Source organism: Pseudomonas sp. 478, assembly GCF_003254125.1.
Lineage (GTDB): Bacteria > Pseudomonadota > Gammaproteobacteria > Pseudomonadales > Pseudomonadaceae > Aquipseudomonas.
Map to the genome: position 1 here is coordinate 310528 of NZ_QKZG01000009.1, position 22695 is coordinate 333222.

The 22695-nt window shown below is 54.6% G+C and carries 20 protein-coding genes and 4 tRNA genes; all 24 read right to left on the bottom strand.

Annotation, left to right across the window (positions count from 1 at the left end):
* Positions 1-11 precede the first annotated feature (11 nt).
* Positions 12-311: a 50S ribosomal protein L23 gene (gene rplW / locus DFS28_RS20570; protein WP_002555488.1), complete on the bottom strand. Its 300-nt coding sequence runs from the start codon at positions 309-311 to the stop codon at positions 12-14.
* The gene (gene rplD / locus DFS28_RS20575) at positions 308-910 is read right to left on the bottom strand and encodes a 50S ribosomal protein L4 (protein WP_007896707.1); all 603 of its coding nucleotides are present in this window, start codon (positions 908-910) and stop codon (positions 308-310) included. Before rplD ends, rplW begins: the two co-directional genes overlap by 4 nt.
* A gap of 12 nt (positions 911-922) precedes the next feature.
* Positions 923-1558: a 50S ribosomal protein L3 gene (gene rplC / locus DFS28_RS20580; protein ID WP_003186059.1), complete on the bottom strand. Its 636-nt coding sequence runs from the start codon at positions 1556-1558 to the stop codon at positions 923-925.
* 80 nt (positions 1559-1638) lie between these two features.
* A complete protein-coding gene (rpsJ, locus tag DFS28_RS20585; RefSeq protein WP_003186070.1) occupies positions 1639-1950 on the bottom strand; it encodes a 30S ribosomal protein S10 in 312 nt (103 codons plus the stop codon).
* A 141-nt stretch (positions 1951-2091) separates the two neighbouring features.
* Positions 2092-3285 carry an elongation factor Tu gene (gene tuf / locus DFS28_RS20590; protein WP_111451228.1) on the bottom strand — a complete coding sequence of 398 codons (1194 nt, stop codon included), beginning with the start codon at positions 3283-3285 and terminating at the stop codon, positions 2092-2094.
* Positions 3286-3316: 31 nt separating this feature from the next.
* Positions 3317-5422 carry an elongation factor G gene (gene fusA / locus DFS28_RS20595; RefSeq protein ID WP_111451229.1) on the bottom strand — a complete coding sequence of 702 codons (2106 nt, stop codon included), beginning with the start codon at positions 5420-5422 and terminating at the stop codon, positions 3317-3319.
* A gap of 30 nt (positions 5423-5452) precedes the next feature.
* Entirely contained in the window at positions 5453-5923 is a 471-nt protein-coding gene (gene rpsG / locus DFS28_RS20600; RefSeq protein WP_002555493.1) for a 30S ribosomal protein S7, read from the bottom strand.
* Positions 5924-6041: 118 nt separating this feature from the next.
* Positions 6042-6413 carry a 30S ribosomal protein S12 gene (rpsL, locus tag DFS28_RS20605; protein WP_002555494.1) on the bottom strand — a complete coding sequence of 124 codons (372 nt, stop codon included), beginning with the start codon at positions 6411-6413 and terminating at the stop codon, positions 6042-6044.
* 216 nt (positions 6414-6629) lie between these two features.
* Positions 6630-10829 carry a DNA-directed RNA polymerase subunit beta' gene (rpoC, locus tag DFS28_RS20610; RefSeq protein WP_111451230.1) on the bottom strand — a complete coding sequence of 1400 codons (4200 nt, stop codon included), beginning with the start codon at positions 10827-10829 and terminating at the stop codon, positions 6630-6632.
* Between the two features lie 64 nt (positions 10830-10893).
* A complete protein-coding gene (gene rpoB / locus DFS28_RS20615) occupies positions 10894-14967 on the bottom strand; it encodes a DNA-directed RNA polymerase subunit beta (protein ID WP_095131480.1) in 4074 nt (1357 codons plus the stop codon).
* Between the two features lie 220 nt (positions 14968-15187).
* A complete protein-coding gene (rplL, locus tag DFS28_RS20620) occupies positions 15188-15553 on the bottom strand; it encodes a 50S ribosomal protein L7/L12 (RefSeq protein WP_008145490.1) in 366 nt (121 codons plus the stop codon).
* Between the two features lie 80 nt (positions 15554-15633).
* Positions 15634-16134 carry a 50S ribosomal protein L10 gene (gene rplJ, locus DFS28_RS20625; RefSeq protein WP_008145489.1) on the bottom strand — a complete coding sequence of 167 codons (501 nt, stop codon included), beginning with the start codon at positions 16132-16134 and terminating at the stop codon, positions 15634-15636.
* A 198-nt stretch (positions 16135-16332) separates the two neighbouring features.
* Positions 16333-17028, bottom strand: a complete 696-nt coding sequence (rplA, locus tag DFS28_RS20630) for a 50S ribosomal protein L1 (RefSeq protein ID WP_111451231.1) — start codon at positions 17026-17028, stop codon at positions 16333-16335.
* Entirely contained in the window at positions 17028-17459 is a 432-nt protein-coding gene (rplK, locus tag DFS28_RS20635) for a 50S ribosomal protein L11 (protein WP_003210097.1), read from the bottom strand. Before rplK ends, rplA begins: the two co-directional genes overlap by 1 nt.
* A 117-nt stretch (positions 17460-17576) precedes the next feature.
* Positions 17577-18110, bottom strand: a complete 534-nt coding sequence (gene nusG / locus DFS28_RS20640; protein ID WP_007896622.1) for a transcription termination/antitermination protein NusG — start codon at positions 18108-18110, stop codon at positions 17577-17579.
* Between the two features lie 9 nt (positions 18111-18119).
* On the bottom strand, positions 18120-18488 hold the full coding sequence (secE, locus tag DFS28_RS20645) for a preprotein translocase subunit SecE (protein ID WP_008145488.1): 369 nt from the start codon (positions 18486-18488) through the stop codon (positions 18120-18122).
* A gap of 45 nt (positions 18489-18533) precedes the next feature.
* A tRNA-Trp gene (locus DFS28_RS20650) sits at positions 18534-18609 on the bottom strand.
* A 53-nt stretch (positions 18610-18662) separates the two neighbouring features.
* Positions 18663-19856, bottom strand: a complete 1194-nt coding sequence (gene tuf / locus DFS28_RS20655; RefSeq protein WP_007896619.1) for an elongation factor Tu — start codon at positions 19854-19856, stop codon at positions 18663-18665.
* An 84-nt stretch (positions 19857-19940) separates the two neighbouring features.
* Positions 19941-20016 (bottom strand) — tRNA-Thr (locus DFS28_RS20660).
* 26 nt (positions 20017-20042) lie between these two features.
* Positions 20043-20116: transfer RNA gene (locus tag DFS28_RS20665), tRNA-Gly, on the bottom strand.
* A gap of 24 nt (positions 20117-20140) precedes the next feature.
* Positions 20141-20225: transfer RNA gene (locus DFS28_RS20670), tRNA-Tyr, on the bottom strand.
* A gap of 142 nt (positions 20226-20367) precedes the next feature.
* Positions 20368-20808, bottom strand: coding sequence for a hypothetical protein (locus tag DFS28_RS20675; protein ID WP_111451232.1), 441 nt, complete (start codon positions 20806-20808; stop codon positions 20368-20370).
* Positions 20809-20815: 7 nt separating this feature from the next.
* Positions 20816-21565 carry a pantothenate kinase gene (locus tag DFS28_RS20680; RefSeq protein ID WP_111451233.1) on the bottom strand — a complete coding sequence of 250 codons (750 nt, stop codon included), beginning with the start codon at positions 21563-21565 and terminating at the stop codon, positions 20816-20818.
* Entirely contained in the window at positions 21555-22514 is a 960-nt protein-coding gene (gene birA, locus DFS28_RS20685) for a bifunctional biotin--[acetyl-CoA-carboxylase] ligase/biotin operon repressor BirA (protein WP_111451234.1), read from the bottom strand. Before birA ends, DFS28_RS20680 begins: the two co-directional genes overlap by 11 nt.
* Positions 22515-22695 lie beyond the last annotated feature (181 nt).

The window sequence follows — 22695 nt, forward strand, 5'->3', positions numbered from 1 at the left end:
GCACCCCTTCCTTACTCAGCACTGCTGCTGAAATCGAGATCTTGGCCTGGTTGAAGGGAGATAACTGCCTTCTTCCAGTCATTACGCTTGCCCAGACCGCGAGCAGTGCGCTTGCTCTTACCCAGAACATTCAAGGTAGTAACACGCTCTACTTTCACGCTGAACAGGCTTTCGACGGCCTTCTTGATTTCCAGCTTGGTTGCGTCAGTTGCAACCTTGAAAACGAACTGGCCTTTCTTGTCAGCCAGAACCGTAGCCTTCTCGGAAACGTGCGGGCCAAGCAGAACTTTAAATACGCGTTCCTGGTTCATCCCAGCAGCTCCTCGAATTTCTTCACGGCCGACACGGTGATCAACACCTTGTCGTATGCGATCAGACTAACTGGATCGGAACCTTGCACGTCACGTACATCAACGTGTGGCAGGTTACGAGCAGCCAGGTACAGGTTCTGATCAACCACTTCAGACACGATCAAGACGTCAGTCAGGCCCATGCCGGTCAGTTTGTTCAGCAGATCTTTGGTCTTCGGTGCATCAACAGCGAAGTCCTGAACCACAACCAGACGATCAGTACGCACCAGCTCAGCAAGGATGGAACGCATTGCTGCGCGATACATCTTCTTGTTCAGCTTCTGGGTGTGATCCTGAGGACGAGCTGCGAAAGTGGTACCGCCGCCACGCCAGATTGGGCTACGGATAGTACCGGCACGAGCACGGCCAGTACCTTTCTGACGCCATGGGCGCTTACCGCCACCACGAACGTCGGAACGGGTCTTTTGCTGCTTGCTACCTTGACGGCCGCCGGCCATGTAGGCCACGACTGCTTGGTGAACCAGCGTCTCGTTGAATTCGCCGCCAAATGTCAGTTCGGAAACTTCGATCGCTTGAGCGTCATTTACATTTAATTGCATGTCAGCTTCCCCTTAACCGCGAGCCTTGGCTGCTGGACGTACAACCAAGTTGCCGCCAGTAGCGCCAGGAACAGCGCCCTTGACCAACAACAGATTGCGTTCAGCGTCCACGCGCACTACTTCGAGGGACTGCACGGTCACGCGCTCAGCGCCCATATGACCGGACATTTTTTTGCCCTTGAATACACGACCAGGAGTCTGGCACTGGCCGATAGAGCCTGGAACGCGGTGGGATACGGAGTTACCGTGGGTATTATCTTGCCCGCGGAAATTCCAACGCTTGATCGTACCCTGGAAGCCTTTACCTTTGGATTGACCGGTTACATCAACCAGTTGACCAGCGGCGAAGATTTCAGCGTTGATCAGATCGCCGGCCTGGTACTCGCCTTCTTCAAGACGGAATTCCATTACGGTACGACCAGCGGCAACGTTCGCTTTAGCGAAGTGGCCAGCTTGAGCAGCTGTAACACGCGAAGCACGACGCTCGCCTACAGTGACTTGCACTGCACGATAGCCATCGGTCTCTTCAGTTTTGAACTGGGTGACGCGATTCGGTTCGATCTCAATGACCGTGACCGGAATGGAGACACCTTCTTCGGTGAAAATACGGGTCATACCGCATTTACGACCGACTACACCAATAGTCATGTTGTAAACCTCATGAGTGTACGGGGCTTTCACCCGCTATGGCCGCCCATTTCAGAGCGTTACACGACTAAGACCGAGTCTTAGCCGAGGCTGATCTGCACTTCCACACCGGCCGCAAGATCAAGCTTCATAAGAGCATCAACGGTTTTATCCGTTGGCTGGACGATGTCCAGAACGCGCTTATGAGTACGGATCTCATACTGGTCACGCGCGTCTTTGTTGACGTGCGGGGAGACCAGAACAGTGAACCGCTCTTTACGGGTAGGCAGTGGAATTGGACCACGCACTTGAGCACCAGTACGTTTCGCGGTTTCCACGATTTCCTGGGTGGATTGGTCGATCAGGCGATGGTCAAAAGCCTTCAACCTGATACGGATTTGCTGATTTTGCATTGGATTTCAGACTCCGGCTGCTATTCCCAGCGAGCGCAATACGCCCGTTAAAAGGAGGCGCAATTCTATAGACGGGCTACTACAGTGTCAACCCAATAAAAAAGCCCCCGCTAGGCGGGGGCTTTTTCAAGTCATCACTTATTAAGCGATGATTTTGGCTACGACGCCAGCGCCGACGGTACGACCGCCTTCACGAATAGCGAAACGCAGACCATCTTCCATTGCGATGGTTTTGATCAGGGTGACAACCATTTTGATGTTGTCGCCTGGCATTACCATTTCAACGCCTTCCGGCAGTTCGCAGTTACCGGTCACGTCAGTGGTCCGGAAGTAGAACTGTGGACGGTAGCCTTTGAAGAACGGAGTGTGGCGACCGCCTTCTTCTTTGCTCAACACATACACTTCAGCTTCGAAGGTAGTGTGCGGCTTAACCGAACCTGGCTTGACCAGAACCTGGCCACGCTCAACGTCGTCACGCTTGGTGCCGCGCAGCAGCACGCCGCAGTTCTCGCCAGCACGACCTTCGTCGAGCAGCTTACGGAACATTTCAACACCGGTGCAGGTGGTGACGGTAGTGTCACGCAGACCAACGATTTCCAGTGGATCCTGAACCTTGACGATACCGCGCTCGATACGGCCAGTTACAACAGTACCGCGACCGGAGATCGAGAATACGTCTTCGATTGGCATCAGGAACGGCTTGTCGATAACACGAACTGGATCTGGGATGTAGCTGTCCAGAGTTTCTACCAGACGCTTAACAGCGGTGGTACCCATTTCGTTGTCGTCTTGGCCGTTCAGGGCCATCAGAGCCGAACCAATGATGATCGGAGTGTCGTCACCTGGGAAGTCGTAAGTGCTCAGCAGATCGCGCACTTCCATCTCAACCAGTTCCAGCAGCTCAGCGTCGTCAACCATGTCAGCCTTGTTCAGGAAGACAACGATGTACGGAACGCCAACCTGACGGGACAGCAGGATGTGCTCACGGGTTTGTGGCATCGGACCATCAGCAGCCGAGCAAACCAGGATAGCGCCGTCCATCTGGGCAGCACCAGTGATCATGTTCTTCACATAGTCAGCGTGACCTGGGCAGTCAACGTGAGCGTAGTGACGGATCGCCGAGTTGTATTCAACGTGTGCGGTGTTGATGGTGATACCGCGAGCCTTTTCTTCCGGAGCGCTATCGATTTTGTCGAAAGCAACAACAGCCGAACCGAAAACTTCGGAGCAGACGCGAGTCAGAGCAGCGGTCAGCGTGGTTTTACCGTGGTCGACGTGACCGATGGTGCCAACGTTGACGTGCGGGAGGGTACGGTCAAATTTTTCTTTAGCCACGACAATTAACTCCTAGCCTAAAGGGGCTGATTCAGCCTTGTTTTTTGGTAACGGTTTCGACGATGTGCGACGGAGCCGTATTGTATTTTTTGAATTCCATAGAGTAGCTTGCGCGACCTTGGGACATGGAACGAACGTCGGTTGCGTAACCGAACATTTCACCCAACGGAACCTCGGCGCGAATCACTTTGCCGGAAACCGTGTCTTCCATACCCAGGATCATGCCGCGACGACGGTTAAGGTCGCCCATCACGTCACCCATATAGTCTTCAGGCGTAACAACCTCTACCGCCATGATCGGCTCAAGCAACTCACCACCGCCCTTCTGGGCCAGTTGCTTGGTCGCCATGGAAGCAGCCACCTTAAACGCCATCTCGTTCGAGTCGACGTCGTGGTAGGAACCATCAAACACGGTAGCCTTCAGGCCGATCAGCGGATAGCCGGCGACAACGCCGTTCTTCATCTGCTCTTCGATACCCTTCTGGATAGCCGGGATGTATTCCTTAGGAACCACACCACCCACTACTTCGTTCAGGAATTGCAGACCTTCCTGACCTTCGTCAGCAGGAGCAAAACGAATCCAGCAGTGACCGAACTGGCCACGACCGCCGGATTGGCGAACGAACTTGCCCTCAATTTCGCAGCTCTTCGTGATGCGCTCACGGTACGAAACTTGAGGCTTACCGATGTTGGCTTCGACGTTGAACTCACGGCGCATCCGGTCAACCAGGATGTCCAGGTGCAACTCGCCCATGCCGGAGATGATCGTTTGACCAGTCTCTTCATCAGTCTTGACGCGGAAAGACGGGTCTTCCTGAGCAAGTTTGCCCAGAGCGATACCCATTTTTTCCTGGTCGTCCTTGGTCTTAGGCTCTACGGCAACCGAAATAACCGGCTCCGGGAAGTCCATGCGAACCAGGATAATTGGCTTGTCAGCGTTGCACAAAGTTTCACCAGTGGTGACGTCCTTCATGCCGATCAAGGCCGCGATGTCACCAGCGCGTACTTCCTTGATTTCTTCACGGGCGTTTGCGTGCATTTGCACCATACGACCCACGCGCTCTTTTTTGCCTTTAACCGAGTTGATCACGCCGTCGCCGGAGGCCAACACGCCCGAGTAAACTCGAACAAAGGTCAAGGTACCCACGAATGGGTCGGTAGCGATCTTGAACGCCAGAGCCGAGAACGGCTCGCTGTCGTCTGCGTGACGCTCCATTTCCTTGGTCTCGTCATCCGGGTCAGTACCCTTGATGGCAGGAATGTCGGTAGGAGCAGGCAGGTAGTCGATAACGGCGTCGAGAACCAGGGGAACACCCTTGTTCTTGAAGGAAGAACCGCAAACAGCCAGAACGATCTCGCCAGCGATAGTACGCTGACGCAGAGCGGCCTTGATTTCCGCGTTGGTGAGTTCTTCACCTTCGAGGTACTTGTTCATCAGCTCTTCGCTGGCTTCGGCCGCAGCCTCAACCATGTTGCCGCGCCACTCGTCAGCCAATTCCTGCAGTTCAGCAGGGATAGGCTCGCGACGTGGAACCATACCTTTGTCAGCGTCATTCCAGTAAACAGCTTCCATGGCGATCAGATCGATCTGACCCTGGAAGTTGTCTTCGGAACCGATAGCCAACTGGATTGGCACCGGAGTGTGACCTAGACGCTGCTTGATCTGACCGATCACGCGCAGGAAGTTCGCACCAGCACGGTCCATCTTGTTTACGTAAACAAGACGTGGAACGCCGTATTTGTTGGCTTGACGCCATACGGTTTCCGACTGAGGCTCAACACCCGAGGTGCCGCAGAACACAACGACCGCGCCATCGAGTACACGCAGGGAACGCTCAACTTCAATAGTGAAGTCTACGTGGCCCGGGGTATCAATAACGTTGAAGCGGTATTGGTCTTTGTGCTGCTTCTCGGAACCCTGCCAGAAGGCGGTAATAGCAGCAGAAGTAATGGTAATACCACGCTCCTGCTCCTGCACCATCCAGTCTGTGGTCGCGGCGCCGTCATGCACCTCGCCCATCTTGTGACTTTTGCCAGTGTAAAAAAGGACGCGCTCGGTGGTGGTGGTCTTACCAGCATCCACGTGAGCAACGATACCAATGTTACGGTAGCGATTAATCGGTGTAGTACGAGCCATAAAGCCCTCGCAAAATTAGTGACGCTAAAATTAGAAGCGGTAGTGCGAGAAAGCCTTGTTGGCTTCAGCCATGCGGTGCACGTCTTCACGCTTCTTAACTGCAGCACCTTTACCTTCGGCAGCGTCCAACAGTTCGCCAGCCAAACGCAGAGCCATAGACTTCTCGCCGCGCTTGCGGGCGAAGTCTACCAACCAGCGCATTGCCAGGGCGTTACGACGGGACGGACGAACTTCAACCGGAACCTGGTAAGTAGCACCGCCTACACGGCGCGACTTTACTTCGACCAGCGGAGCGATGGCGTCGAGAGCTTTCTCGAAGATTTCCAGGGGGTCGCTGTTCTTGCGTTCTTTAACCTTCTCCAGCGCGCCATAAACGATACGCTCGGCAACGGCTTTCTTGCCGCTTTCCATTACGTGGTTCATGAACTTGGCCAGAATTTGGCTTCCGTATTTTGGATCGTCAAGCACTTCGCGCTTGGCTGCTACGCGTCTTCTTGGCATGGATAAGCCCTCAAACGGTCTTCAGGTTCGCTCGGAATCGGTGCCCTTTCGGGACGCCTCCGACCTTACTCTTATCGACTCAGAAAAATAGAAAATCAGTTTTTACAAAAAGCCACTACTACTTAGGCTTCTTGGTACCGTACTTCGAACGACCCTGGTTACGACCTTTAACGCCGGAAGTATCCAAAGAACCGCGTACGGTGTGGTAACGAACACCTGGCAAGTCTTTTACACGACCGCCGCGGATCAGTACCACGCTGTGCTCTTGCAGGTTGTGGCCTTCACCGCCGATGTACGAGGAAACCTCGAAACCGTTGGTCAGACGCACACGGCATACTTTACGCAGTGCCGAGTTAGGTTTTTTCGGCGTGGTGGTATACACACGGGTGCATACGCCACGACGTTGCGGGCAGTTCTGCAGCGCAGGCACGTCGGATTTCTCGACGATACGCTTACGCGGCTGACGTACCAGCTGGTTGATAGTTGCCATCTACTAGCTCCACTGTTGTCTTGCGACGCTATTGTCTTGCAAGAAAAGCAAAATGGCAGGAACGAATTCCCGCCAAATTTAGGGGTACAAGAGTCTAAAGAGGATCTTGCCCCCAGTCAAGGCAAGGCCCCGACCTCCCCACTCATCCAACCTCGACAAATTGTCTCGATTCGATGAACGGAATGGCCAGGGCCTTACGCTCATTTACCGCAGAACTCAGTTACCGCTCGAGTTCAGCGCTTCGGTCAGTGCAGCTTCCACTTCACTGGCGCTTACACGCAACGGTTTGTCAGCATCACGGCGGCGCTTGCGCTCGCTGTGATAAGCCAGACCGGTACCAGCCGGGATCAGACGACCCACGACCACGTTTTCTTTCAAGCCGCGCAGGTAATCGCGCTTGCCGGTTACCGCCGCTTCGGTCAGTACGCGAGTGGTTTCCTGGAAGGAAGCCGCCGAGATGAACGATTCGGTGGACAACGACGCCTTGGTAATACCCAACAGCACGCGAGTGAACTTGGAAACGAATTTCTCGTCGCCAGCCAAACGCTCGTTCTCTACCAGAACGTGAGTCAACTCCATCTGGTCGCCCTTGATGAAGGTCGAGTCGCCAGATTCAGCGATTTCAACCTTACGCAACATCTGACGCAGGATGGTCTCGATGTGCTTGTCGTTGATCTTCACGCCTTGCAGACGATAAACGTCCTGGATCTCGTTTACGATGTACTTGGCCAGCGCACTCACACCCAGCAGACGCAGGATGTCGTGTGGATCGCTCGGGCCGTCGGAGATAACTTCGCCGCGGTTTACCTGTTCGCCTTCGAAGACGTTCAGGTGACGCCACTTCGGAATCAGCTCTTCGTACGGATCGGAGCCATCGTTCGGAGTAATAACCAGACGGCGCTTGCCCTTGGTCTCTTTACCGAACGCGATGGTGCCGCTGACTTCAGCCAGAATCGAGGCTTCTTTCGGACGACGTGCTTCGAACAAGTCGGCGACACGCGGCAGACCACCGGTGATGTCACGGGTCTTCGAAGTCTCTTGCGGGATACGAGCGATAACATCACCGATCGCAATCTTCGCACCATCCGCTACACCAACCAGGGCGTTAGCAGGCAGGAAGTACTGAGCAATTACGTCGGTACCCGGCAGCAAGAGATCCTTGCCGTTGTCATCAACCATCTTCACAGCAGGACGGATATCTTTACCGGCAGCTGGGCGGTCTTTGGCGTCGAGTACTTCAATGTTGGTCATACCGGTCAATTCGTCAGTCTGACGCTTGATCGTGATGCCTTCTTCCATGCCCACGTAGGTCACGGTACCTTTCATTTCGGTAACGATTGGGTGAGTGTGCGGATCCCACTTGGCCACGATTGCGCCAGCGTCGACCTTGTCACCTTCTTTAACCGAAATCACAGCACCGTACGGCAGCTTGTAACGCTCGCGCTCACGCCCGAAGTCATCAGCGATTGCCAGTTCACCGGAACGGGACACAGCAACCAGGCAACCATCCACTCGCTCAACGTGCTTCAGGTTATGCAGACGGACGGTACCGCCATTCTTCACCTGAACGCTGTCGGCTGCGGAGGTCCGGCTTGCCGCACCACCGATGTGGAACGTACGCATAGTCAGCTGGGTACCCGGCTCACCGATGGACTGGGCAGCGATAACGCCGACCGCTTCACCGATGTTCACCTGGTGACCACGAGCCAAGTCACGGCCGTAGCACTTGGCGCAAATGCCGTAGCGGGTTTCGCAGCTGATCGGCGAACGCACGATCACTTCGTCGATGCTGTTCAGCTCGATGAACTCGACCCACTTCTCGTCTACCAGCGTGCCGGCAGGAACGATGATTTCTTCGGTACCTGGCTTGAACACGTCACGGGCAATAACACGACCCAATACGCGCTCACCCAGCGGCTCAACAACGTCACCGCCTTCAATGTGCGGAGTCATTACCAGGCCATGCTCGGTGCCGCAATCGATCTCGGTTACTACCAGATCCTGCGCCACGTCTACCAGACGACGAGTCAGGTAACCGGAGTTCGCAGTTTTCAACGCGGTATCCGCCAAACCTTTACGAGCACCGTGAGTGGAGATGAAGTACTGAAGTACGCTCAAACCTTCACGGAAGTTCGCAGTAATCGGCGTTTCGATGATGGAACCGTCCGGCTTGGCCATCAGGCCACGCATACCGGCGAGCTGACGGATCTGCGCAGCAGAACCCCGTGCGCCCGAGTCGGCCATCATGTACATCGAGTTGAAAGACTCTTGGTCGACTTCGACACCGTGGCGGTCGATGACTTTCTCTTTCGAGAGGTTGGCCATCATTGCCTTGGAAACTTCGTCGTTCGCCTTGGACCAAAGGTCGATCACTTTGTTGTACTTCTCGCCCTGGGTTACCAGGCCGGAGGCGTACTGACTTTCGATCTCTTTCACTTCATCAGTAGCAGCATTGATGATGCGGGCTTTTTCATCCGGGATAACGAAGTCGTTAACACCGATGGAAACGCCAGAAATGGTCGAATAGGCAAAACCGGTGTACATCAACTGGTCAGCGAAGATCACGGTCTCTTTCAAACCAACCACGCGGTAGCACTGGTTGATCAGCTTGGAGATCGCCTTTTTCTTCATCGGCTGGTTGACGACGTCGTACGACAGGCCAGGTGGAACAACCTGGAACAACAGCGCACGGCCGACAGTGGTGTCGACGATACGGGTGTTCTTGACGCTGCCACCATCACGATCGTTGACGGTTTCGTTGATCCGCACTTTGACTTTAGCGTGCAGTGCGGCTTCGCCGGCACGGAACACACGGTCAACTTCTTGCAGATCCGCAAACACACGACCTTCGCCCTTGGCGTTGATCGCTTCACGAGTCATGTAGTACAGACCCAATACAACGTCCTGCGACGGAACGATGATTGGCTCACCGTTGGCTGGCGACAGAATGTTGTTGGTCGACATCATCAACGCACGCGCTTCCAACTGGGCTTCCAGTGTCAGCGGTACGTGCACGGCCATTTGGTCGCCGTCGAAGTCGGCGTTGTACGCAGCACAGACCAGAGGGTGCAGCTGGATAGCCTTACCTTCGATCAGTACCGGTTCAAACGCCTGGATACCCAGACGGTGAAGGGTCGGTGCACGGTTGAGGAGAACCGGGTGTTCACGGATCACTTCAGCGAGAACGTCCCAAACCTCTGGCAGCTCGCGCTCAACCATCTTCTTGGCAGCTTTGATGGTGGTAGCGAGACCACGCATTTCGAGCTTGCCGAAAATGAACGGCTTGAACAGCTCGAGAGCCATTTTCTTCGGCAGACCGCACTGGTGCAGACGCAGGGTCGGACCTACGGTAATTACCGAACGACCGGAGTAGTCAACACGCTTACCGAGCAAGTTCTGACGGAAACGACCCTGTTTACCCTTGATCATGTCAGCCAGGGATTTCAGAGGACGCTTGTTGGAACCAGTAATAGCGCGGCCACGACGACCGTTATCGAGCAGTGCATCGACAGCTTCCTGCAACATACGCTTTTCGTTGCGCACGATGATGTCCGGAGCGGACAGATCAAGCAGGCGCTTCAAGCGGTTGTTACGGTTGATCACTCGACGATACAGATCGTTGAGGTCGGAAGTCGCGAAGCGACCGCCATCCAGCGGGACCAGTGGACGCAGATCTGGCGGCAGAACCGGCAGAACGGTCAGCACCATCCATTCTGGAAGGTTGCCGGAACCCTGGAAGGCTTCCATCAACTTCAGACGCTTGGACAGCTTCTTGATTTTGGTTTCGGAGTTGGTTTGCGGAATTTCTTCACGCAGACGGCCAATCTCGTGTTCCAGATCGATAGCGTGCAGCAGTTCACGGACAGCTTCGGCACCCATGCGGGCATCGAAATCGTCGCCGAACTCTTCCAGCGCTTCGAAGTACTGCTCATCGTTGAGCAGCTGACCTTTTTCAAGGGTGGTCATGCCTGGATCGATAACGACATAGCTCTCGAAGTAGAGAACGCGTTCGATATCACGCAGGGTCATGTCCATCAGCAAGCCAATACGCGACGGCAGCGACTTCAGGAACCAGATGTGGGCAACCGGGGAAGCCAGTTCAATGTGCGCCATGCGCTCACGACGAACTTTGGCCAGCGCGACTTCAACGCCGCACTTCTCGCAGATCACACCGCGGTGCTTCAAGCGCTTGTACTTACCGCACAGGCACTCGTAATCCTTTACCGGGCCAAAGATCTTGGCGCAGAACAGGCCGTCACGCTCAGGTTTGAACGTACGGTAGTTGATGGTTTCCGGCTTTTTAACTTCACCGAACGACCACGAACGGATCATCTCAGGCGATGCCAATCCAATACGGATGGCGTCGAACTCTTCGACTTGACCCTGGTTTTTCAGCAAATTCAGTAGGTCTTTCAAGGCCTTTCCTCCTGGCGGAGCAGAGAGCGGGCAATCCTGCCCCGCTCTCGATTCGCGTCACGTGTTATTCGGTTTCCAGATCGATATCGATGCCGAGGGAACGAATTTCCTTGATCAACACGTTGAAGGACTCGGGCATGCCCGGCTCCATACGGTGATCGCCATCCACGATGTTTTTGTACATCTTGGTACGGCCGTTCACATCGTCCGACTTCACTGTGAGCATTTCTTGCAGAGTGTAAGCAGCACCGTATGCTTCCAGTGCCCAGACCTCCATCTCCCCGAAACGCTGACCACCGAACTGCGCCTTACCACCCAGCGGCTGCTGGGTAACCAGGCTGTACGAACCGGTAGAACGAGCGTGCATCTTGTCGTCTACCAAGTGGTTCAGCTTCAGCATGTACATGTAGCCAACAGTAACCGGGCGCTCGAACTTGTTGCCGGTACGGCCGTCGGTCAGCTGCATCTGGCCGCTTTCTGGCAGGTCTGCCAGTTTCAGCATGGCCTTGATTTCGCTTTCCTTGGCGCCGTCGAACACTGGAGTGGCCATTGGAACGCCGCCACGCAGGTTCTTCGCCAGATCCAGGATTTCCTGGTCGGAGAAGCTATCCAGATCTTCGTTACGACCGCCGATCTGGTTGTAGATCTCGTCGAGGAATTTACGAAGCTCAGCGACTTTGCGCTGTTCTTCGATCATCCGGTTGATCTTCTCGCCCAGACCTTTAGCCGCGAGGCCCAGGTGGGTTTCAAGGATCTGACCAACGTTCATACGCGAAGGTACGCCCAACGGGTTGAGGACGACGTCGACCGGGGTGCCATTGGCATCGTGCGGCATGTCTTCAACCGGCATGATCACGGAGACCACACCTTTGTTACCGTGACGACCGGCCATCTTGTCGCCCGGCTGGATGCGGCGACGGATTGCCAGGTAAACCTTGACGATTTTCAGCACGCCTGGAGCCAGGTCATCGCCCTGCTGCAGTTTGCGCTTCTTGTCTTCGAACTTGTCGTCCAGCAGACGGCGGCGATCAACGATGTAGGCCTGAGCCTTCTCGAGCTGCTCGTTCAGAGCATCTTCAGCCATGCGCAGTTTGAACCACTGACCATGCTCAAGACCGTCGAGAACTTCGTCGGTGATTTCCTGACCTTTCTTCAGACCGGCGCCGCCTTCGGCTTTGTGGCCGACCAGAGCGGAACGCAGACGTTCGAAAGTTGCGCCTTCGACGATACGGAACTCTTCGTTCAGGTCCTTGCGGATCTCGTCGAGCTGAGTCTTCTCGATCGACAGTGCGCGAGCATCACGCTCAACGCCGTCGCGGGTGAAGACCTGTACGTCGATGACGGTACCCTTGGTGCCGGTAGGCACACGCAGGGAGGTGTCTTTAACGTCGCTGGCTTTTTCACCGAAGATGGCACGCAGCAGTTTTTCTTCCGGAGTCAGTTGGGTCTCGCCTTTCGGAGTGACCTTACCAACCAGGATGTCGCCTGCGCCAACTTCAGCACCTACGTAAACGATACCGGCTTCGTCCAGCTTGTTCAGTGCAGCTTCACCCACGTTCGGGATGTCTGCAGTGATTTCCTCTGGCCCAAGCTTGGTGTCACGTGCCACACAGGTCAGTTCCTGAATGTGGATCGTGGTAAAGCGGTCTTCTTGAACAACTCGTTCCGACAGGCAGATGGAGTCTTCGAAGTTGTAACCGTTCCAGGCCATGAACGCGATGCGCATGTTCTGACCCAGCGCCAGTTCACCCATGTCGGTGGACGGGCCGTCAGCCATGATGTCGCTACGCTGAACCCGATCACCTTTACGCACCAGCGGACGCTGGTTGATGCAGGTGTTCTGGTTGGAGCGGGTGTATTTGGTCAGGTTGTAGATGTCGACACCAGCTTCACCGGTTTCAACTTCATCATCAGCAACACGAACCACGATACGGCTGGCGTCGACGGAATCGATAACGCCACCACGACGAGCCACGACGCAAACGCCGGAGTCACGAGCTACGTTACGTTCCATGCCAGTACCGACCAGCGGCTTGTCAGCGCGCAGAGTTGGTACAGCTTGACGCTGCATGTTCGAACCCATCAACGCACGGTTGGCGTCATCGTGCTCGAGGAACGGGATCAGCGACGCTGCAACCGAAACTACCTGCTTCGGAGAAACGTCCATCAAGGTGACGTCTTCCGGCGCCTTGACGGTGAACTCGTTCAAGTGACGAACAGCTACCAGCTCGTCGATCAGCATCTTCTTGTCGTTCATCGTGGCCGAAGCCTGAGCGATCACGTGATCAGCTTCTTCGATGGCGGACAGGAACACGATCTCGTCGGTGACCAGAGCGTCTTTCACCACACGGTATGGGCTTTCGAGGAAGCCGTACTGGTTGGTGCGCGCATAAGCGGCCAGGGAGTTGATCAGACCGATGTTCGGACCTTCCGGCGTTTCAATCGGGCATACACGACCGTAGTGAGTCGGGTGTACGTCACGAACTTCAAAGCCAGCACGTTCACGAGTCAAACCGCCAGGGCCGAGTGCAGAAACACGACGCTTGTGGGTGATCTCGGACAGCGGGTTGTTCTGGTCCATGAACTGGGAAAGCTGGCTGGAACCGAAGAACTCTTTCACCGCCGCAGCCACTGGCTTGGCGTTGATCAGGTCTTGCGGCATCAGGCCTTCGCTTTCAGCCATCGACAGACGCTCTTTGACCGCACGCTCAACACGTACCAGGCCAACGCGGAACTGGTTCTCGGCCATTTCGCCTACGCAGCGAACACGACGGTTACCCAGGTGGTCGATGTCATCGACGATGCCTTTACCGTTACGGATGTCGACCAGAGTCTTCAGCACAGCAACGATGTCTTCTTTGCACAACACGCCCGAACCTTCGATCTCGGTACGACCGATACGACGGTTGAACTTCATCCGGCCGACCGCAGACAGGTCATAGCGCTCAGGACTGAAGAACAGGTTGTTGAACAGAGTTTCGGCAGCGTCTTTGGTTGGCGGCTCGCCTGGACGCATCATGCGATAGATCTCGACCAGCGCTTCCAATTGGTTGCTGGTGGAGTCGATCTTCAGCGTGTCGGAAACGAACGGACCGCAGTCGATATCGTTGGTGTACAGAGTTTCGATGCGAACAACCTGGGACTTGGCGATTTTTGCCAGGATCTCGGTGTTCAGCTCAGTGTTGCACTCTGCCAGGATTTCGCCGGTTGCCGGATGCACGATGACCTTGGCGGTAGTGCGACCCAGGACGTAGTCCAGAGGCACTTGCAGCTCTTTGATCCCGGCTTTTTCCAGCTGGTTGATGTGGCGAGCAGTGATACGACGACCTTGCTCGACAATAACCTTGCCTTTGTCATCCAGGATATCCAGGACAGCAATTTCACCACGCAGGCGGTGCGGCACCAATTCCAGGCTGAGGTTTTCACCTTGCACGTGGAAGACGTTGGTGGTGTAGAACGCGTCGAGCACTTCTTCAGTGGTATAGCCGAGCGCGCGCAGCAGTACCGATGCAGGCAGCTTGCGACGACGGTCGATACGCACGAATACGCAGTCTTTCGGGTCGAACTCGAAGTCCAACCACGAACCGCGGTAAGGAATGATACGCGCCGAGTACAACAGTTTGCCGGAGCTGTGCGTCTTGCCACGGTCGTGGTCGAAGAACACGCCCGGGGAACGGTGCAGCTGGGAAACGATTACACGCTCGGTACCGTTGATTACAAAGGTACCGTTCTCAGTCATCAGGGGGATTTCACCCATGTAGACTTCTTGCTCTTTGATGTCCTTGATCGCTTTGTTCGACGATTCTTTGTCGAAAATGATCAGGCGCACTTTTACCCGCAAAGGTACGGCGTAAGTTACACCGCGCAATACGCATTCTTTGACATCAAATGCCGGTTCGCCCAGGCGATAACCGACGTACTCCAGCGCAGCATTGCCGGAGTAGCTGATGATCGGGAAAACGGATTTGAAGGCCGCATGCAGGCCCACGTCGCGGAACTGATCTTTAGTCGCTCCCGCTTGCAAGAATTCACGATACGAATCCAGCTGGATGGCCAGGAGGTACGGCACATCCATGACGTCCGGCAACTTGCTAAAGTCCTTGCGGATACGTTTTTTCTCAGTATATGAGTAAGCCATCAGCGTTCCCCAGCTTGGTCACCTGCTTGTTTGGCCCCTCCCGACGGGAGCAGCCAGAAAATCGTGCAAACCCCATGGTTTGCGCCACCGCATCGGGTGGTTACAGCTCGTTATCAGCACCGACCCAGTCGGCTGCCAATAACGGAAAAAGGCCGGTGGCAAGAGCCACCAGCCATCAGCCTTTCGCTTAACGCTCGGGCTGGAGACGCAAAGTCGATGCTTACTTCAGCTCGACTTTAGCGCCTGCTTCTTCCAGAGTGGCTTTTGCTTTGTCAGCAGCGTCTTTCGAAACAGCTTCCAGAACAACGCCAGGAGCGCCGTCAACTACAGCCTTGGCTTCTTTCAGGCCCAGACCGGTCAGTTCACGTACTGCCTTGATCACGTTAACTTTCTTCTCGCCAGCTTCCAGCAGCATGACGTTGAATTCAGTTTGTTCTTCAACAACGGCAGCGACAGCAGCTGGACCAGCGGAAGCAGCGGCAGCGGAAACGCCGAACTTCTCTTCCATGGCCTTGATCAGCTCAACGATTTCCAGAACGGATTTTTCGCCGATTGCTTCGATGATTTGGTCGTTAGTCAGAGACATGACTATAAATTCCTGTATTGGGGTGACAGCCTACGCGGCCATCGAAATAAACAATAAACGCTGAAAGGAGTCGCTCAGCCTTAGGCTGCGGCAGCTTCTTTCTGGTCGCGAAGAGCCGCCAGAGTACGAGCCAATTTGCTGGTTGCGCCTTGAATCACGCTCATCAGCTGAGAAATTGCTTCGTCACGGGTCGGCAGGCTTGCCAGTACGTCGATCTGATTAGCTGCGAGGAACTTGCCCTCGAACGCAGCTGCCTTGATCTCGAACTTATCCTGACCTTTTGCGAACTCTTTGAAGATACGAGCAGCAGCGCCCGGATGATCTTTGGAGAATGCAATCAAGGTCGGGCCAGTGAACACGTCGTTGAGCACGTCATATTGAGTGCCAGCAACGGCGCGCTTGAGCAGAGTGTTACGTACAACACGTACGTAAACGCCAGCTTCACGAGCCTCTTTACGGAGTCCGGTCATAGCGCCTACTGTTACGCCACGGGCATCAGCCACGACAGCGGACAGAGCAACTTGGGCAGCCTTGTTGACTTCAGCGACGATGGCCTTCTTGTCTTCAAGTTTAATTGCCACGGGAAAAACTCCTGCTTGTTACCGTTTCATCCAACCGAGGCCAGATGTCGTTTTGGTGTCTGATTCGGTAAGGAACCGGGAGCACCATCTGCGTAGGCTTGAGGTTTAAGACTTGCGTCGCCTACGGTCTTGGATAGCCCCCGCCAGGCAGGGACCCCAATCTTTCAATTGGCGCAATCGCTTGCGCCAACCTGTGTCTTACGCGTCGAGCGAACCTTGGTCGATGACCAGGCCTGGACCCATGGTGGTGCTCAGGGTAACGCGCTTGACGTAAATACCTTTCGAGGAAGCTGGCTTGATACGCTTCAGATCAGCGATCAGGGCTTCAACGTTTTCCTTCAGCTTGACGGCGTCGAAACCGACTTTGCCAACGGAGGTGTGGATGATGCCGTTTTTGTCGGTGCGATAACGAACCTGACCAGCCTTGGCGTTTTTAACCGCGGTAGCTACGTCTGGCGTTACGGTGCCGACTTTAGGGTTAGGCATCAGGCCACGCGGGCCCAGGATCTGACCCAACTGACCAACAACGCGCATTGCATCCGGGGATGCGATAACTACGTCATAGTTCAGGTCGCCGCCTTTCATTTCGGCAGCCAGATCGTCCATACCTACACGGTCAGCGCCGGCAGCCAAAGCGGCCTCAGCAGCTGGACCCTGGGTGAACACAGCAACGCGAACGGTCTTGCCAGTGCCGTGTGGCAGCACAGTAGCGCTACGAACGACCTGGTCGGATTTACGCGGATCAACACCCAAGTTTACAGCAACGTCAAACGACTCGCTGAACTTGACAGTCGACAGCTCAGCCAGCAGAGCAGCAGCGTCTACAAAGTTGTAGGACTTGCCTGCTTCGATTTTGCTGGCGATAGCCTTTTGACGTTTGGTCAACTTAGCCATTACACACCCTCCACGTTAAGGCCCATGCTACGAGCAGAACCGGCGATAGTACGCACGGCCGCGTCCATATCAGCTGCAGTCAGATCCGCGTTTTTGGTTTTCGCGATTTCTTCCAGCTGAGCACGGGTAACGGTGCCAACCTTAACGGTGTTCGGACGAGCGGAACCGCTAGTCAGACCAGCAGCTTTCTTCAGCAGAACCGAAGCAGGTGTGGATTTGGTTTCGAAAGTGAAGCTACGGTCGCTGTAGACAGTGATGATCACTGGAGTCGGCAGACCTGGTTCAATACCCTGAGTACGGGCGTTGAAAGCCTTGCAGAATTCCATGATGTTCACGCCATGCTGACCCAGAGCAGGACCAACAGGTGGGCTTGGGTTAGCCTGAGCGGCCTTCACTTGCAGCTTGATGTAAGCGGTAATCTTCTTGGCCATGAGGCACTCCAATTACGGGTTCGAACGCCTCGAAAGGCTCCCCGGTTACTTGCGCGTTTATCCCAGTGACGACAAAACCCCACAGCCTAGGGCTGCGGGGTTGGGATGCTTGCTCAGCTAGACTTTTTCGACCTGGCTGAACTCTAGCTCTACCGGAGTAGAGCGACCGAAAATGAGCACTGCCACTTGGATCCGGCTCTTCTCGTAGTTAACTTCTTCGACCGTGCCAGTAAAGTCGGCAAACGGACCGTCATTGACACGTACCGATTCACCTGGCTCGAACAACGTCTTCGGCTTCGGCTTGTCGCTACCATCAGCAACACGACGCAGAATCGCTTCTGCCTCTTTATCTGTGATAGGTGCAGGCTTATCAGCAGTACCGCCAATAAAACCCATCACCCGAGGAGTATCCTTGACCAAGTGCCAAGTACCCTCATTCATGTCCATCTGAACCAGCACATAACCTGGGAAGAACTTGCGCTCGCTTTTGCGTTTCTGGCCATTACGCATTTCAACCACTTCTTCAGTGGGAACCAGAATTTCGCCAAAGCCATCTTCCATGCCAGCCAGCTTTACGCGCTCTACCAACGAGCGCATGACATGCTTCTCGTAACCGGAGTAAGCATGCACAACGTACCAACGCTTAGCCACGGGACACCCTTAGCCGACAATCAAGGAAACAAGCCAGCCGAGCAGGGAATCAAGCCCCCACAACAGCAACGCCATAACCAGAACAACAGCCACAACGATCAACGTGGTCTGCGTGGTTTCTTGGCGAGTTGGCCATACGACTTTACGAATCTCGGTGCGAGCTTCCTTAACCAGTACAAAGAAAGACTTGCCCTTGACTGTCTGCAGGCCTACAAAGGCAGCTACAGCAGCAATGGCGAGCAAAGCAAGTACGCGGTACAGGATCGGCGAAGCAGAGTAATACTGATTGCCAACAACGCCAACAACCACCAAAGCAACTACTACTAGCCACTTGAGCAGATCGAAGCGAGAGCCTTGAGCTTCAGCTTTAGGAGTCATCTATGAAGATCCTGTGAAAAGAAAGCCAGATACACCAAGTGAATCTGGCAGGTCAGGAGGGAATCGAACCCCCAACCTACGGTTTTGGAGACCGTCGCTCTGCCAATTGAGCTACTGACCTAAAACAAAATCAGGCCGACCATTATGCCGGCCCGAAAAAGACATTACAACAATTTACTCGATAACCTTAGCAACGACACCAGCGCCGACGGTACGACCGCCCTCACGAATGGCGAAACGCAGACCATCTTCCATTGCGATGGTTTTGATCAGAGTGACAGTCATCTGAACGTTGTCACCCGGCATCACCATTTCAACGCCTTCTGGCAATTCGCAGTTACCAGTCACGTCCGTGGTACGGAAGTAGAACTGTGGACGGTAACCCTTGAAGAACGGAGTATGACGACCGCCTTCTTCCTTGCTCAGAACGTAAACCTCTGCAGTGAACTTGGTATGCGGCTTGACAGTGCCCGGCTTGACCAGAACCTGGCCACGCTCAACATCATCACGCTTGGTACCACGCAGCAATACGCCGCAGTTCTCGCCAGCACGACCTTCGTCGAGCAGCTTGCGAAACATCTCAACACCAGTGCAAGTAGTTTTGACAGTGTCACGAAGACCAACAATCTCAACTTCTTCCTGAATGCGGACAATGCCACGCTCAACACGACCAGTCACAACAGTACCGCGACCGGAGATCGAGAAAACATCCTCGATCGGCATCAGGAACGGCTTATCAATAGCACGCTCAGGCTGCGGAATGTAGCTATCCAGAGTCTCGACCAACTTCTTGACGGCAGTAGTACCCATCTCGTTGTCGTCTTGACCATTCAGCGCCATCAGCGCCGAACCAATGATGATCGGAGTGTCATCACCTGGGAAATCGTAAGTACTCAGCAGGTCGCGCACCTCCATCTCAACCAGCTCCAGCAGCTCCGCGTCATCAACCATGTCAGCCTTGTTCAGGAAGACAACAATGTACGGAACGCCAACCTGGCGGGACAGAAGGATGTGCTCACGAGTTTGCGGCATCGGACCATCAGCGGCCGAGCAAACCAGAATCGCGCCATCCATCTGAGCAGCACCGGTAATCATGTTTTTTACGTAATCAGCGTGACCTGGACAGTCAACGTGTGCGTAGTGACGCACAGCCGAATCGTACTCAACGTGGGCGGTGTTGATGGTGATACCACGAGCTTTTTCTTCAGGGGCGCTATCGATCTTGTCGAAGTCAACCTTTGCCGAACCGAAAACCTCGGAGCAGACGCGGGTCAAAGCAGCAGTCAGAGTAGTTTTACCGTGATCGACGTGACCAATGGTACCAACGTTGACGTGCGGCTTATTACGTTCGAACTTTTCCTTAGCCATCAAAATCACCCCTAGGAGAAGAATTGAGCAGGTCAAACAAGCCATTAAAACAAAGGCAGATATTTTCATATCTGCCTTGTTATATGGAGCTCTTGAGCGGATTTGAACCGCTGACCTCACCCTTACCAAGGGTGTGCTCTACCAACTGAGCTACAAGAGCGTAACGCCATGCAGGATCTGCAAACTTGGAGCGGGTAGCGGGAATCGAACCCGCATCATCAGCTTGGAAGGCTGAGGTTCTACCACTAAACTATACCCGCGGAGCTTGCAGCTCTCGCTAAAAATGGTGGAGGGGGAAGGATTCGAACCTTCGAAGTCGTAGACGTCAGATTTACAGTCTGATCCCTTTGGCCGCTCGGGAACCCCTCCTAAGCGAGCCGGCATTCTATATCATGCCAGCCTTCTGTCAAGCATTTTCTCATTAAAAACCTGAGGTTAGCTGCGTTGACATCACTTTGCGGCGTTAACCATTAAAGGTCTTCACTGCGAAGCGGGCGCCATTCTATGCAAACTAATCGGCGGGTGCAACCCCTCCGCACGGCATTATTTTATGTTTTAACTCATTGAATTCTCTAGAAAGGTTTTTCAGCTGCGAGTCATCTAGCCAACGCCGGCTTTCTGGTGCCACACGCACCCAGTAACCATCAGCCCCTGGAGGAGCCCTCAGCAAGGACTCGAACTTGATTTCCATGCCACTCAATCGCCGCTCAACCGCCTGAGCTGCCTCCTGACGAGTAAAGCCGCCAAGATAGAGGCATCCATCGTCTGCCTGGACAGGCTTTCCTTTATCACGAGCCGCGTCAGTCGTCTCACTCAACAAGCGAATATCCTGCTGCGCCCCCCGATACAAACTCAAAGGGGTTACATCCTTCGCACGCAGAGGAGCCTCTTGTTGGTGCCAGATGTAATAGAACACATTGAGAACAAGCAGCAGCAGAAACAACCAACGCATAAAAACCTCAGGACAAGGGGCACGCCATCGCCAAACCTACAAACACCAGATCAGGAACCACCCTGGCCTCAGGCACGATCCCGGAAACCAGGTCTGCATCTCCTCCAGTGAGAAACACAACAAAATCTTCCCCCCAATAGCTACGCGCCAACTCTAGCTGCGTCAGGACAAAGCCTCTCAGCATCAACGAGCACCCCCGCTCGACCGCTTCGACAGTTGTCCGACCAGGAACGAGACTTTCCAGAGCGCGCTCGGCGGCTAGATCACCATAACGAATTCTACGAGTATGGGTACGCAATTGGTTTCGCATCAGCGGCATACCCGGACATATAAACCCTCCGAGATGCTCTCCATTCCTGGAGATGAAGTCCGCAGTAACCGCCGTACCAAAATCAAGCACAAGACAAGCGCCTGAGGCCAGATGGAATCCCCCAAGCATCGCCAGCCAACGGTCGAGCCCTAACCGCTCGAACTCCTCATAGCCATTACGAACTCCGGACATTTCCCGGGACGGCGCCGCGCATACCACCGACACACCAAAAGCTTCTGTCAGCAGAGAAATCAGGGCACTGGTTTCTTCGGCTGTCCTGACACTGACCAACCGACAAAACTTGAGAGCGAGCCCCTTGAGCGCTTTCAAACTCTCCAACAACGCGAGGTCCGAATCAACGACCCCCTCGCCGACCACCCGCCGAACATCCGCGTCAAGCACACGCCACTTGATAAAACTGTTTCCGCAGTCGAGCTCAAGAATCATCACGCAACCTCAGACTGAGCTCACCACCACTAAAGACTTTTTCCACACCACCCACCTTCAAGCGTAGAGCACCTTGACTATCAATACCCAACACTTCGCCTTCTATGTGGTTAACGCCTGCGATCAACGACACGGCTCGCCCCTGCCAGAGATGATTTCGCTCCCACTCTGCCTGGATAGCTGAAAATCCGTCGACTTGATGACGACACAGATATGCCTGGAGCATCGCACCCAACTCCCCGACCAAGTGATTTCGATCAAACACCTTGCCAGACTCTAGCCGCATGGACGTCCATTGCTGATCTACCTCATCGGTAATCTGCATGTTCACATTAATTCCCACACCCAGCACAACGTGACACACATCGGCAGGATCCCCCACCAACTCGAGCAATATCCCGGCAATCTTCTTCTGACCCACCAGAACATCGTTGGGCCACTTCAATCCAACCCCCGAAATACCAAGCTCTCGCAAGGCCTGCATGACGGCGAGCCCAACAACTAGACTCAAGCCTTCCAGCTGACGCATTCCACCGTCAATACGCAGCACGAGGCTGTAATAGATGTTTTCCGCGAATGGGCTCGCCCACTTTCGTCCACGCCGCCCGCGACCTGCGGTTTGCCGTTCCGCGAGCACCAGAAAGGGCGCCGCTTGACCCCGCTCTATGGCGCGCAAAGCCTCGGCATTAGTGGAGTCAATTGAATCGAAAACCAGGATAGGCCAATCACAAGAGGGCGACTGCTTTCTTATCTCTACAGGATCGAGCAGCGTCAATGGCGCAGCCAGTTGATAGCCACGACCCCGCACCTTATGAATGGATAATCCCAGCTCAGCTTCTAAATGCTGAAGCTGTTTCCAAACGGCACTACGACTGACACCCAAGGCGACACCCAAGGCCTGACCCGAATGGAATCGGCCATCTTTAAGAAGCTTTAACAATGTCAGCATGCAAGTCTCGCCTCACAATGAGGCCCGCATGATAGCCATGCCCCGCGCCATTGCATAGAAACCCTACAGGTCAGTTTTCCTGCGGGCAAAACAAAACCCCTACCTGCATACGCAGATAGGGGTTTCGGAATTTAATCTTGACGATGACCTACTCTCACATGGGGAAACCCCACACTACCAT